Raw genomic sequence first — 14,043 nt, forward strand, 5'->3', positions numbered from 1 at the left:
GCCCGGAAACGGGCACGAAACCACTTCAGGAGAACTCGATGGGGAGCATCTTCCTTTCCGAGCTGATCGGCACGGCGCTGCTCGTGCTGCTCGGCTGCGGGGTTGTCGCCAACGTCGCCCTCACCGGATCGAAGGGATACGGCGGGGGCTGGCTGCTGGTCAGCTTCGGCTGGGGTCTCGCCGTGTTCGCGGGCGTCTACACCGCCGCCCGGTCCGGGGCCCACCTCAACCCCGCCGTCACGCTCGGGCTGTGGATCGCCGGGCAGGACTTCGCCCCCGGTGTCGCCGCCGACCTCCCGCACGCCGCCGTCTACGCGGCCGGGCAGCTCACCGGCGCGATGGCCGGCGCCGTCCTCGTCTACCTGTGCTACAAGAAGCACTTCGACGCCGAGACCGACGCCGGCGCCGTGCTGGGCGTGTTCGTGACCGGGTCGGCGATCCGCACCCCCGCCTGGAACGTCCTCACCGAAACCATCGCCACCTTCGTCCTGGTCTACGTGGTCCTGCTCCTCGGCGGAACACCGTCCGGCCTCGGCCCGCTCGCCGTCGCCCTCCTGGTCGTCGGGATCGGCGCCTCCCTCGGCGGCCCGACCGGCTACGCGCTCAACCCCGCGCGCGACCTCGGCCCGCGCATCGTCCACGCCCTCCTGCGGCTCGGCCGCAAAACCGGATCGGACTGGGCGTACGCGTGGGTCCCCGTGGCGGGGCCGTTCCTGGGTGGTCTCGTGGCGGGCTTGGCCTACCACGTCAGCCCGCTGCCGCTGTGAGGGCAGACCGACAGGAACGTCAGCTCGCGCAGGTCGAGCACGACCGCGGCCGGCGGTCGTGGCCCGCCCCGGCGGAATCGTGCGGCGCGTACTCGGCGCGGGATTCACCGACGGTTCCGTTTCGGTGTGCGGGAATCTGGACGCGGCACTCGCCGCACACGCACCCGCGTGACCGGACGTGCCGCGGCGTGGAACCGGGCAGCTCCCCGGAGCACCACGCGGTAGAGGTCGTCACCGCGCATACTGTCGCTGGAGATGGTCGGGGCACGTACTGTACGGCTCGCGACGGGGCCGGCGCCGCGCCGTTCGAACACCCCGTGGCGGATCCGTCGGGCAGCGTCGAGTTCCTGTGCGGCACCGGGGCGAGCGAGCTCCCTGGAGTCCCGGGATGACAACTTCCGCTCGCACTTTCGAGTGCAGTCACGCGCCGGACTATGACCATGAGGTGAGGCGGTGTGTGTCAGTCCCCATCCTCACCGGAGACCCGATAATCGGGGTGGTCGCGGTCTACCCTGGTCGCGAGGTGCAGCGGGCCGGGCAGCAACGTTCTGCCGTCCCACCCGATCGGCTGATCACAGAGCCTGGCTGTCAACGCAGCCAGGCCTGTTGCTGTCCACGACCCCTCATGTACGACGACTATCTCCTTGGCCGTGTATGAGTGCCAGGGTTTGCGTAGTTCCGACTTCGCTTCGTCGGGCAACGTCCACCTGGTGTACCGCGCCCCCGCGTCTCCGCCCTTCGATGCGAGCAGGGTCGACCTGCCCGCGAAGAGCCAGGACGGCAGGTGGCTGTCCGCCAGCTGGTACACCTTCCGATCCGGCGCCGCCGGTTGTTTGCGGTCGCGCGGCATGTTGGCCTTCTCGTTCCGTGTCACGGGCCTGCCGATCTCCCCCACAGCGGTATTTACGCGCACGACTGCGACATCTCCGCCACGATTACGTAGCACGTCCCCTGGCAACGGCCCTTTGCGGAAACTCGTGTTCGGCAACCCGGGCCAGATCTTGCGAGCCGCCGTCCCGTCGATGAACACCACCATCGGCATATCAGCGAGATCACCGGCGACCAATTCGCACAACCGCCGCTCGATCTCCGCCCGCGTTCTCTCCGCTTTCTCCTTCGAACGACCGAGCCACGCAGTTCCAATCGATCCGGAGTGGAATCCCGCGGTCGCTTCGCCGGCCCGGCACCACGACCGCCCCTTGTCGCTGTACATGAGGACGCGGCAAGCTTCAAGGTCGCCGGGATCAACGTGCAGCGCGCTCATCGTCACCACCAATGGTCTGCCACCGGGTTCCGTTTGCTGCGCTCGCACGTGAACCCCGACCAGGAGAACAGGCCGGTCGACCGGGCTGGGGAGCTCCGGGTCCGCGATCGCCCGGAGCAGCCGTCCGTCGACTAACCCAGCGGACCTGAGCAAGTCGCGCAGAGCGGCGCGCGCGGCATGCTTGCGCTGCTCGACAGTGCGTGGCTCGGCGTGCTCAGGCAGGTTCACTGGCTCCGTTGCCAGGAACTGCGTGGGGATCCCGCGATGGCCCAGCAGCCTGCGCAGGTGCGGCTTCGCGTCACGATCGAGCTCTACTTCCGGGTGGTACTCGGTCTCCAGCCACCCCACAACCAGGTGATCCTCCCCCTCACTGTGTGGAAGCTCGTCCAGCCGAGCAGCACGGTTCACGGTGTTGTGGTCCAGCAGCTCCGGGCAGTGGCACGCGGCCACGTCCAGCCGCTCGTTGACTGCGGACGGAGGTTCCCCATGCTGAGGCGTGACGGAAACGCCGGTGAGCTCCGCCAGCTCAGCGAGCATCCGTTGCCGCGCGTCCGCAGTCCGGTAGACACAGGCAATCGTCACGCGCTTGTATCCACTCGGCCCCACCGCGGCGACCGGCAGGCCACCCTTCGGGTACTTCAGAATCCTCTTCGCAAGGGTGATCGACTTGTCCACCGGATAACGCAGCGGCACAACCTCCGGCAGCGTAGCCGTGATGTGCTCGTGCAGCCTCATCAGGAGACGCGGGCCGGGCCCGCTACCCAGCGAGTGGAAGCGGCTGCGCCAGAGCTGGGGCCGGATTGTGCCCGGCCGGTCGGGCAGCTCATCGGGGATTTCCAGCGGGTCGAGTCCGCACGCCTGGTATATCGTCGCGGTTGCCGGGTGAAGCGTCACCCTCCTGACGCCTGTTCTCCTGTCCACCTCGTACTTCATGGGAAGGTGCAGGATCGGCCGCCGGGCGTCGACAGGTTCGATCCACACGTTGTTCGCCCAAGCCCCCTTCGGGGAGATCCGGGTGAGGTGCGCGTCGAAGCAGAGGACGGGATCTTCGACACCCGCCCTGGTGACCAAGCGACCGCTGATCCGCAGCATGCTGAACGCCGTCCGCTTACCGTTGGCGATGAGGTCCTCGTCGTCCCACGCCACCAGCCCACCGCTGGTGTCCATTCGCAGTGGGAGTGGTGCGCGCCCGTCGATGGCGAGAGGTTGCTCGGCAAGAGCCCGCATGATTCGCCACATTCCGGTGCGGAATACCCAGTTGGCCGCTTCCGGCACCTCCCGTGCTCGTCGTTTGATGAATTCGGAGAACGGGCGTGCACGTTCGGGATCGGGCAGCAGCGGCGCGATCGTCGCCACGTCGGCACCGCCCCGGACGTGTCGCTCCCAGGCGTTCATCGCGATCCGCAGCCGGTAATCCATCTCGCCGTCGTCAGTGAGCAGCAACATGCGTTTCCCGTTCGCACGCTCGGTCTCGTCGAGGTCGTACGTACCGAACAACGTCACCGGCCTGCCGGTGGCGGAGGTGAGGCCGCGGGCAAGACTCGCGTACTGAGGTCCCCACGCCGTGTCGCTGTGCGGAATTGCTTTCCAAGCGTCGAGGAACTCCTCGGTGAGAGGATAAGCCGTTATCGAACCGAAGACCTCGTTCAGATGCGCGGGGGGCACGCGGTAAGCAAGGCTGATCAGCAAGACTCATCTCCAGTTTCCGGTCGATCCGCGAACTCGAAGAAAGCGCGCAGCGTTCTGCCGTAATACTGCTCCATCGCACTCAATACGCCGCCGGCCCTCCACTCGTCGCGCAGGCCCCTGATCAGCGATGCGAAGCTGGTACCGGTGGAACCGTCAGTGAATGCGCCGTCCACGAGGTGCAGCACTGCGGCCGTGCCACCTCGCCGCGCCCGCCCGATGAGCTGGATCGCACCGACGACGATCTCGGCCGCCACGCCGAGTTTCACTTCCCGCGGCTGACAGCGGAAGTACGGGGGCCTGCGCACGATCTGCTCGAAGTAGGTGCCCGCGGTCTTTCGTCGTTCCTCAAGGAGTCCCAGCGGGTCACCAGATGGCCCCGGGTGGCACGTGAGCGCTCTCGCCTGTATGTGTGCGAGCAGCTCGGCGGGCTCGTCGATGAGCGGGATGGGGCGGACGAGCAGCCAGACCGACCCGACCGCGGAACGGTCGCCTGCGCCAATGATGTTCACACCGCGCTGGACACGCGCAAGTGGTGCGATCAGAATGTCGGCTCCTCCAATGCCGGGAAAGCTCTCCAGCCGGTTGGCAGGCAGCTCCCACCACTGCCCGTTTCGAATAGCGGAACCGGTGTCCTCATCGCTGCGTGGGCGAACAGCCAAGCAGACCCGGCCGGCAGGCACACCGGCGTTCGCCAGCCCCTGCGCGACTTGCCGGGCTCCGTCGTAGGACGTGGTGGCGAGCAAAACCCTGGCGCGGTCGCGATCCTCCACCAACAGACTCCGCAGCTCGTCGTCCAACTTGGGCCACAACAGAGTGGACATCTGGACGAGCGCGTCGGCCCGATCCTTACCATCCAACCCTGATACCTTGAGCACGCGCCCAGCTTTGTCGGCGATCCTCTCAGCGACGACCTTCACCTTTCCGTCGTCTTCGTTGCTCTTGTTGTTGTCGTCGTCAGCGACCCACCACTTCGGCGAGACATGCAAGTGGCTGTGGGGCGCGTGCGGGAAGCACGACGTAGCGGACATGCCCAGCACGATTCGCCTTGTCCGAGCTTGGGCCATCGCCGTGATGTCGCCGAGACTGGTCGCGTACAGGTGCGGGTCGCCGCCGAAAGCGGCGGTGGAGAGCTGCGCTGGTTCATTGCCGCTGTCGTCGTGATACTCGGTGAACGCGAACACAAGACGCCCCAGCGGTCCCGTCGGCATGACCCGCCACCTGCCGTAGGTTCCGAGAGCATCGGCGATGTGCTGAGCCGACTCCACTCCGATGTCGACCAGTTGTGCGTTGTTGGCCATCAGGCTATGCAACGACCAGCGGATCCGCTCGAGAATCGTCCTGCGCAGTACCTGGTTCGCGACGAGCGCCTGATCGTGCTCGGCTACCAGGTCGAAGAACTCGGCGAGCTTCGCCCGCGCGGCGGCGATCGCCTGCCCGCCGAGGCCGTTGGTCACGACCTCCTGCAGCAGGTCGCGCATCTCCTGGTACTTGGGCGGATCTTCCGGCTCAGGTGCCGGCTGATCGGGGAACACCGACCGGTACAACCGCATCTGCTCGTCGGTGGGATCGGCGTCGAACGGCTGCCCAAACAACCGGTTGGCCAGTTCGTTGTCCCAGCGTTGGGGAACGATCCAGTCCCTGGCGGGGCCACGCGACCGGTTCTTGCGCTTCTTGCTGCGCACCGCCGCGCCCAATCGCTCGTACCGCAGGTGGCTGACATAGGTCTCTGCGAGGTAGCGCAACACGAAATATGCGTCGCGGACACTCGCATCGACTTCATCGCTCAATGAGCCGAAGGCCGCGCCGAAGTCCTGGTCCAGCCTACGCAAGGGCGTGTTGATCCGCCCACCTCGGTCGAGCACGAGGCCGCGGCCGGACTGCTCGATCATCGACCGCTGGAACGCGTCGATCTCGTCGATGACCACCACCTGGCATCGTCGAAGCAACAACTCCTCCACAGTGACCCTGTCATTGCGCCCGAAGCCGTCGTGGACCGGGGTCTGCAGCATGCCGAGCTGCAGGTTCGCATGCGAAGTCACGATCACGTCCGCGGTGCAGGCCTCGCGTGCCGCACGGTAGCGCCCGCAGGTTGTCCGCCAGGGGCAGGACATCGTCCTGTCCTTGCGGTTCGGGACCGGTTGGCGCAACGTCGCACACGGTTCGCGGCCCGGAACCCAGCCGTCGACGGACTTCTCGTTCGAAGCGACCGCCGCGAGCGCACAGCCATAGCCGAACCGTTCCCAGATCCAATCGGCCGGCGGGCCACCATCCGTCGCGCGTGCTGCCGCCGTCTCCGCCACCCGGATCAAGGACCGCGGTGAGACCAACGGCACGACCGAGGCCACGGTACCGAGTGCCTTCAGGGCCTCCCCGATCTGGTACGTGGCGTTGACGACGTCCGCGTTGGTCGGCAGTACGAACGCGACTGGGATGTTGTTCTGCGCCGCCCAGCACGCGAAGCTCTCGATCAGCACTACTGACTTGCCGAACCCCGTGTAGGCGAGCAGTTCGTTGAGCTCACCGGCAGCAAGGTCGAGCTCCTTGATCTTGTCGCCCGCGCGGTCGCGCACCTCTTGTTCAAAGCGCCGGACCGATTTGGCGCGGTAACCGTCGGAATCAACGTCGTCCAGTACCTTGTCGAGGCGAACGGCGATGTGTTCGAGTTCGGGAAAGTGCACCACGACCTCCGCGCGAGGGGGCGCGTCGGCGATCCGCGGCAGCGGACGATCGGGCTCCTCGTGATGAGCCTCGATGCGGTAGCGGAAGTCGACGTAGGTCTGGTCAGCTCCGTCGACGCCCACGATTCGTGTCGTCGTCGTGTAGTTGCCCCTCGTAGCAGGCGGAAGTGGTTTTCGGTTCGCCACATACAGCTGGTCGAGCTCGGTCAAGGCTTGGTCGATGAAAGCGGCCAGTGGCATGCCGGGACTGACGACGATGCGGGGATTGTCCGTGACGGCATAATCGTCGGCCGGCGCGCAGCCAGGGATCTCGGCGTTCAGCAGGAGCTCGTCGAGCACGCGTCGCGCCATGTCGGCATTGGCCAGCTGGTTGGTACGCATGCGCAACAGTCGGGCGAACCGCATGGCGTCGGCATCGGAGAGCCGCGTTCGCCACCGAACCCAGTCGGTAACGTGACCGTCCAGCACGTACAGCACGTAATCCCGCGCAACCGTCACCTCGCCACCGTCCGCAGCGTCGGGAAAGTGCCTCGCGGCCAAACCGATCGCCGCGGTGATGATGCGGGGCAGCACCTTGCCCTTGTTCGTCATCGGGACTTCCTCACGGCGGCGCGGATCTGACTCAGGAATCTTGCCTCGGTGGTGACGGTGAGTCCGGGCAACGCGTCCACCAACGGCTCCAACTGCCATTCGAACGACTTCGGCAACAGGATGCGAGCGCTCGGCGGTCTCGTCCGCAGACGGTTGATGAGAGAGCTGAGCGACAGGCATTCCTTGACGTCGACCGTGAATTTCTCACTGGCGGCCTCGATCGACAGGTCGTAGCGATCGAGAAGAGGCCAGAGCCGCACCTCGGCCTTGGCGCGCTCGGCGGCCGCTGCGATCCTCAGCTCGCTTATCCCAGTCACTACCACGAAACGCCATACCCCTGCATCGACGCATTTCGCGCCGTCCACGGTCCGGCCGGTCGGCAATGGAGCGCGCGGTCCGTCGTCACGCCGTCGGAGCTTCGGCCGCGTCCCGGGCAGCAGGTCGAATACTGCGCTGTGGGGCCGGTACCGGCACCGCACGGTGCCGCTCCCCGAAACCGCCATCGGCCACTTGCAGTCCGGACACGGCCACCACCAGCCTCGATGGTCGGAATCTCGGTAGACCTGCCCCTCCGGGATAGTTTGGTAGCTGCCACCGGCCAGCCGGACTCCGCCGATCCGGTCACGCTGCTCGACCAATTCCTGCTCGCCACCCGCCGGGTGCTCGACCAGGAACTTCCGTGAAGCCACGTACTCGTCCTGGTCCGTGGTGGCAATCATCGCGGTGAACGCCCGATGCCGGATCTGGTCGGAGTTCATCGTGACCCATGTCGGGAGCCATGGCTGCGCGCCAGCAGCCTCCCTCAGCGGAACCACATGCTCACACACGAGGTCGTAGGCACGCTCAGTCAGGTTGCCATTTCCATTCAGCAGCACGATGTCGGCCAGTTCCGCTGCCTCCTGCGGTATGCCCACGAGCAGACCACGCAGCGGCGTGTGGAGGCTTTCAATCAACGCTGCGGGCGTGACCGGGCCTCGGCCAGGCCCGTGGACCTCCATCACGACGCCAGTCATCCTGGCGATCTCCCGCATGGCCGCGTTTCCACGTACCTCGCGAACCGTCCAGGCGTAGGCGGCTCGCAACGCGGCGGCGATCAACCGCTGCCAGGGCTCATCCGTATAGTGCGCTCCCAGAGCGCTCTCGCTCATGACTTCCTCTCCGGGCACCATTTGCCGAAGGGACAGGTCTTGCAGACCTTGCCTGCCTTCGCCGTGAGCGCCGGCGTGGAGTGCCAGCCCTCGACCCGGGCCGTGACAACCGCCTTCGCCGCCGCGACGAATTCGGGGTCGTCGACATCCAACTCCGTCACGACCGGGCCCGATGCGCTCAGCCGCTCCAGCTCGACACCCACGCGTTCTCCCGGTCGTAGTCCGTCCTCCGCGGCGAGGACAACGGCCAGAGCCAGTTGGGGGAACTGGGTCAAGAGGTCGCTCTCGTCCAGCACCGAGGCTGTTTTCGTCTCGCGGACCGCCCAGGCATCGCCGGCGCGGTAGAGCAGGTCGACCTTCGCTACGACCACGACGTTGGCCTGCTGGTCGAACACCACGATGGGCTGCTCCGGGTGCGCCTCGACGTGACCGGCCGGACCGTCCAACGGGCAGGTGAGCGCGTGATCTGCGATCATCTGCACGCCGAGCCTCGCCTGGGCGCCGGTGACCGACCACCGGCCAGCGCTCCAATTGTCTGGCGTGGACGGAACCTCGTCCGGCGAGCAGACGCGTACCGGCACCCTTCGATGCAAGTCTTCCAGCCACGCGTGAACGGCCTGCCCGCGCCGCGTGTAGTCGCTGTCCTCCGCCGCACGTTCACGTGGCAGGAACAGCCGTTCAGCCACCAGCCGGGCAGGACAATCGTCGAACGACCGTCCGGTCGACAGCGACCAGGAACGTCGGGGCAAGCCTGCGCCGTCCACTCCGAGCAGCCCTGGTCGAACGGGCACCGCCGGGCACAGCCCGATCAAGTCGCAATCACCGCAGTCGGCACCCGGTCGGTAGCCGGAGCCTGAGGCAACGGCGGACACCGCGGCGGCCGCATCACGCGCGTACTTCTCGTGGGCCTCCTGTGCGGTGCCATCGAACAGGACGTTGCTGGTGCCGTCGGAGCAACCGATCTCCACGATCCGTACCCGCCGCGGCGGAATGGCCGTCCGCAAGGTCAGGAGCCGCTTCTCCCACATCCCGCTCAGCACGAGGCCGCCGCCCGCCACCACGGCGGCCGCCAGTGCGATCTCGGCCTCGTCACGGGGCCGTTCCCGTACCGATCCGGTGCGCAGCAGTCGCAGCTCACGAACGCCACCTCCCTCGAAGCGGCGGCCTGAAACCACCTCCTCGTGCACCACTGCCGCGCCATCGCCGTCAAGGAACCGGCGACGGCGACCCCAATTGCGCGACACGGGTGTCGGCGTTGCCCTGTCCGGTGGCGTCCATTGGCGGGCAATGTCCGCAGACGCGCTGAGGTAATGCCGCGCCGCCGTGGTGAGCCAGCCGACCAACATCGGCGGCGTCCGGTCGGTGTACTGCCGCCACCGTTCCAACGCCTTCTCGACGGTGAGGCCGTCGTGCTCGACGTGGTCCAGCACCCTTCCCAACGCTGTGGTAGCTCCGGCATGCCGTACAACAGGAGCCACGGACTCCACGCGCAATGCGGGCCTCACCCCCATCGCACGGCGCTGAGGACACCCCTGCCCAGCCTGCCGCACATCGTGAGGACGAAGTCGCCACAAGTGTGCATCGCCAGCTACTCCGGCCGGCGCTTTCCACGCAACCATTCAGGAAGTTTCCTCAAACTGGGAGAGCGGGACAACGGGATTTCTCTGCCGCTTGGACTGGACTATCGTGTCGTTCCGTGGAGTACGAGCAAAAATTTCATGGCCTCTTCGTCGGTATCGACAACTATGAGTCGCCTGCGTTCGGTCAGCTGAAGTACGCGAAAAAGGACGCACTCGCCCTGCACGCCCTCTTCTCGGACACCTTCAAGTCGAAGGCCACCGTAATACTCGACGCGGCAGCAACCAAGGACAGATTGACGACAGAAATCGGACACTTACGTGCGTCGAGCACGGAGCAGGACATCGTGGTGGTCACCTACTCCGGGCACGGTACGCACGACGGCTTCCTCGCCACCCGGGACGCCGAGCCGAACCGCCTTGCGGAGACCGCACTCAGCCTCGATCAGCTGTTCGACTTGGCGCGTGAGATCAAGGCGGAAGCGGTCGTGCTCGTGTTGGACTGCTGTTTCTCCGGCCGGGCAGGAGCCAAGGTTCTGCGCGAGCCCAATCGCCGAGATGCTGTACACGGTCCAAGAAGGGCGCTGGAGTCGGTCGCCGACGACGGCATGCTCGTCATTGCCGCAGCCGGAGATGACCAAGAGGCTCGGGAGAGCGGCGAGTTCCGGCACGGTCTCCTCACCCAATACCTGTTGGAGGGTCTGCGCGGCCATCCGGCGGTCCGCGACGGTGACCGCGTCCCCCTGTGGAAACTGGCTGACCACGTCTCGAGCCGGCTCCGCTCGCATCCGCCCATCCATGGTGCGGCGCACCAGAACCCCGTGGTCAGCGGACGGATGATGCACGTCTCGTTGCCGATCCTTGTCCCTGGAGCGAACTTCAAGGCGATCGGTGAGGACGCCGCTCCCCGGCGCGCCACCCCGGCCTTTTCCTCACTCTCCGGGATGGGCGTGCCCGACCAGGCAATCAACGCATGGGAACAACGCTATCCGCGCCTGAACGAGTTGCAGCTCCGTGCGATCAACGACGGACGGATTCTTCACGGTGGCAACGTGCTGGTCAGCGCGCCGACCTCGGCCGGCAAGACGCTGGTCGGCGAGCTCGCCGCACTTCGTGCCGTTGCGGACGGCGGTCGCGCGGTCTTCCTGCTCTCCACTCGCGCCTTGGTGAACGAGCAGTACGACCGTTTCCAGGACACCTACTCAGCCGCGGGTGTTCGCGTCATTCGGGTCACCGGCGAACTGCGGGATCAGACGAGGGCGTTCGTCATGGGCGACTTCGATGTCGCAATCCTGACCTACGAGAAGTTCAGCGCTATGCTTTCGGGCCGCCCGAAGCTGCTGTCGATGACCAATGTGCTCGTCATCGACGAGATCCAGACATTGACGCTGCCCGACCGCGGCCCAGGCTTGGAACTGCTGCTCACGTGGGTCAGGCTCCGGCGCCGGACAGGGCCGGTCCCTCAGATCATCGGTCTGTCCGCCGTGCTCGGCGAGGCCGAGGAACTAGCCGAATGGCTCGGCGCACAGCTGGTGTCCAGCACCCACCGCGACGTCCCGCTGTTGGAGGGCGTTGTCACCGAGGATGGCACATACCGCCACCTCGACGAGAACCGCCACGAACAGATTGCGCAGCTCGCTCCGGCAGGTGAGGAGGACACTCTGCTGTCCCGCGTCGTGCGCGCACTGGATGAGGCCGGTGACCAGGTCATCGTGTTCACGGCAACGCGTGGTGAGGCCATCCGGTTCGCCGGGACGCTCGCGAGCCAACTCGGCCGCCCGGCTGCCGCCGCAACCATCGCAGCGCTCAGCGGACGAGGTCATGGCCGGTTGGTCGAGGAGCTCCTGCGATGTCTGCAAGGCGGAGTCGCCTTTCACATCTCGGACCTCGGGGAAGATGCCAGGCTCGCGGTCGAGCGGGCTTTTCGCTATCACGAAAGCGAAATCCGCGTCATCGTCGCGACCACCACGCTGTCACAAGGGCTGAACCTCGCCGCCGATGCTGTCGTGATCCACCGCCTCCGCCACCCAGGCGAACCTGAGCGGCCGTACACCGTGGCGGAGTACCGAAACATGGCCGGGCGGGCAGGCCGTACCGGCATCGCCCGCAAGGGCCGGTCGGTCCTGATCGCATACGGCTCCGTCGACGCGGAACAGAAGTGGAGCAGCTACATCACTGCGGCTCCAGAGCCGGTGCGGTCCCGGTTACCTGGGCATGACCTCCGTTCGTTGATCCTCTTCTCCTTTGCCGGCCCGGCCTCGGACCTGAGCACCGTGACGGCTGCCCATGTGAACGCGTTCCTGACGTGGACGTTCGCTGCGCACCTGAACGTTGTCGGGCTCTCCGTCCACACCTTCTCCTCGAGCCAGGTCTCCAACGCGATGACCGACCTCGTCAACGAAGGACTGATCAGGTCAGCCGAAGGCGGTTACGTGCTCACGGCCCTGGGCAAGGTCGCCCTACGTAGCGGCCTCAGCGTCGACTCGGTCATCGTCGTCGCCCTGGCACTGCGTGCGGTGGGGGCCACCCAGCTGAACAGGATGACCCTGATCGCCGCAGCACAGCTCACCGAAGAGCTCCTGGACATGCGTTTCTCGCTGCCGGCCGGTCACTGGCGCAAGGAGTGGCAGGCCCTGCAGCAGAAATTGCGGTTCCAGAACATCGCCGAGCCCATGCTGGACCGGCTTCTCGGCGACTATGAACCGCAAAGCGCCGGAGCGGCACGGGCCCGGCGAAGCCTCGCCTGCCTGCGCTGGAGCCATGGCGTGGCACTTCCGATGATCGAACGCGAGCTTGTCGAGCACCAATTCGTCGCGGTGACCAGCACCGGTCCCGTCGAACAGGCCGCTCGGCGGACGAGCAACGTCATCGAGGCGGTGATCGATATCGCGATGGTCGTCCATCGGGGCGCCGACCTCGGCACCTTACCCGAAATCCTTCCAGCTCAACTCGAGCTCGGTGTCCCCGCCGGCCTGGTGCCCGTCCTGCGGCACATGCCCCGGCGTCTCGACCGGGAAGCCTGCCTCGATCTTGCGCGGGACGGCTTCGATACCGCGAACGCGATACTCGGCGCGGGCGAACGCGACCTGCTCGCTCACGTCGGCGATCCCGACCTCGTCAATGCACTGTTCGCCGCTGCCGAGAAAGCGAACCAGAACGACATGGACGAGCCATTCGAGTTCCCGCCTCCTGTCGACTGAACCACGACAGCGCGGGCGCCGACAGCCGCCAGCCCTACGCCCGGCTACCGTGCGTCTGCTCGATAATTTCGATGACGTTCTGCCACAGCAGATCGAAGAGTTCATCGGCTGACAACAGCCGATTCGGCGTCGTGCGGCCGAAGTCGCTGAACCTGAACCGCCCTTCGCCGGTTGTCGCGTCCCACTCCACGGCCGCCCACGCGTTGATCCCGCTGCCTGGCCGGTCGGGCCACCCGCGGGACATCGTCAGGCGGTCGCCGCCGAGCCGGTCCTCCAGCTGAACCTTCAGCCCGTAGACCCGGCGGCCCCGCGACTCGACTCGAACTTCGAGGGAGCTGTCGCCCGTGCGCACGTGACACGTGTACCCGAACCGCGCGAGCGACGATTTGGCCTGGTGGAAGCGCTCCCCAAGCGTGATCAGCCCCGATTCCAGAGTGCCGAGCGCGCTGAAGTCAGCCGGCGGCACCTTCGGCAGCGGGAGCGCGGGAATCGGCGTCGGCGCAGGTGCTGCCGCGCCGTCGCCCGAACCTTTCACGCGCTTGGCGGCAATGTGCGCCAGTTGCTCCACCGAGTAGTCCTCCGAGCGGAGATAGCCGATCGAGGACCGCAGTAGCTTCTCCGGGATCTCGACGTCACCCACAGTGATCGGCAGCACGTAAGGGTCGTCCCCGCGCTGGATGGCGTACGCGGTCGCGGAATAGAACTCGTCCATCGGATAGCCGCTGTTGAAGTAGTCCACGGACAGGAATGGCACGACGTACCGGGCCAGCTCACCGCCGTAGACACGCCGAAACTCCGTGATGAAGTCGCGGCCCCACATCTCTTCGGTGACATTCTCGTCGAAGAAGACTACAAGCCCCAGCGACTCGCACTCACGTGCGAACTGCCTCGCCAGCGCACGCTGCGCCCCGGCGAACGACACGGCAAGATCATATTGCTGCCCTGGGCCAAGCACCCGGTCATCTTAGATCGACTCGTGCGGCTGGCAGCACGGACCCGTTCGCGGGAAACAGGCCGGCCGACCAGCAGAGCCGTCGAGGACCAAGCGCCGGGTAGATGCCGCATGCCCTGGCGGTCCACTTATCTTGTGTGCCGTCGCGATTCTTCTGGCGCACATTGGATGAGAAGG

Annotated in this window: 7 protein-coding genes; 2 read left to right on the top strand and 5 right to left on the bottom strand. The window is 66.4% G+C overall.

The features are described from left to right. The first annotated feature begins 38 nt into the window (after positions 1-38). Complete coding sequence (locus tag AMYTH_RS0110435) at positions 39-767, top strand: MIP/aquaporin family protein (RefSeq protein ID WP_027930272.1); 729 nt, start codon at positions 39-41, stop codon at positions 765-767. Positions 768-1,227: 460 nt separating this feature from the next. On the opposite strand, the gene AMYTH_RS0110440 is transcribed toward AMYTH_RS0110435, so the two are convergent. From AMYTH_RS0110440 to AMYTH_RS0110455, 4 genes are read right to left on the bottom strand one after another with little or no spacing between them, the layout of a single operon-like run. Beyond that, positions 1,228-3,720 (bottom strand): RNaseH domain-containing protein, encoded by a 2,493-nt coding sequence (locus AMYTH_RS0110440; RefSeq protein WP_027930273.1) that lies wholly within the window; start codon positions 3,718-3,720, stop codon positions 1,228-1,230. Continuing rightward, on the bottom strand, positions 3,714-6,989 hold the full coding sequence (locus tag AMYTH_RS0110445; protein ID WP_209440758.1) for a hypothetical protein: 3,276 nt from the start codon (positions 6,987-6,989) through the stop codon (positions 3,714-3,716). Before AMYTH_RS0110445 ends, AMYTH_RS0110440 begins: the two co-directional genes overlap by 7 nt. After that, positions 6,986-8,137 (bottom strand): restriction endonuclease-related protein, encoded by a 1,152-nt coding sequence (locus tag AMYTH_RS0110450; protein WP_027930275.1) that lies wholly within the window; start codon positions 8,135-8,137, stop codon positions 6,986-6,988. The genes AMYTH_RS0110445 and AMYTH_RS0110450 overlap by 4 nt, the downstream gene beginning before the upstream one ends. Next, the gene (locus AMYTH_RS0110455) at positions 8,134-9,567 is read right to left on the bottom strand and encodes a PD-(D/E)XK nuclease family protein (RefSeq protein WP_208722591.1); all 1,434 of its coding nucleotides are present in this window, start codon (positions 9,565-9,567) and stop codon (positions 8,134-8,136) included. Before AMYTH_RS0110455 ends, AMYTH_RS0110450 begins: the two co-directional genes overlap by 4 nt. A gap of 266 nt (positions 9,568-9,833) precedes the next feature. On the opposite strand from AMYTH_RS0110455, the gene AMYTH_RS0110460 reads away from it, so the two are divergent. Beyond that, positions 9,834-12,914 carry a DEAD/DEAH box helicase gene (locus AMYTH_RS0110460; RefSeq protein WP_027930277.1) on the top strand — a complete coding sequence of 1,027 codons (3,081 nt, stop codon included), beginning with the start codon at positions 9,834-9,836 and terminating at the stop codon, positions 12,912-12,914. Positions 12,915-12,948: 34 nt separating this feature from the next. Here AMYTH_RS0110460 and AMYTH_RS0110465 read toward each other — a convergent pair whose 3' ends face one another. Further along, complete coding sequence (locus AMYTH_RS0110465) at positions 12,949-13,836, bottom strand: toll/interleukin-1 receptor domain-containing protein (protein ID WP_027930278.1); 888 nt, start codon at positions 13,834-13,836, stop codon at positions 12,949-12,951. Between the last annotated feature and the right edge of the window lie 207 nt (positions 13,837-14,043).

This window comes from Amycolatopsis thermoflava N1165 (genome assembly GCF_000473265.1).
GTDB classification, from domain to species: domain Bacteria; phylum Actinomycetota; class Actinomycetes; order Mycobacteriales; family Pseudonocardiaceae; genus Amycolatopsis_E; species Amycolatopsis_E thermoflava.

Bases quoted from the DNA above. Each gene is read 5' to 3' on its own strand.
- AMYTH_RS0110445 (WP_209440758.1), bottom strand. From the start codon at position 6,989: ATGACGAACAAGGGCAAGGTGCTGCCCCGCATCATCACCGCGGCGATC.
- AMYTH_RS0110450 (WP_027930275.1), bottom strand. From the start codon at position 8,137: ATGAGCGAGAGCGCTCTGGGAGCGCACTATACGGATGAGCCCTGGCAG.
- AMYTH_RS0110435 (WP_027930272.1), top strand. From the start codon at position 39: ATGGGGAGCATCTTCCTTTCCGAGCTGATCGGCACGGCGCTGCTCGTG.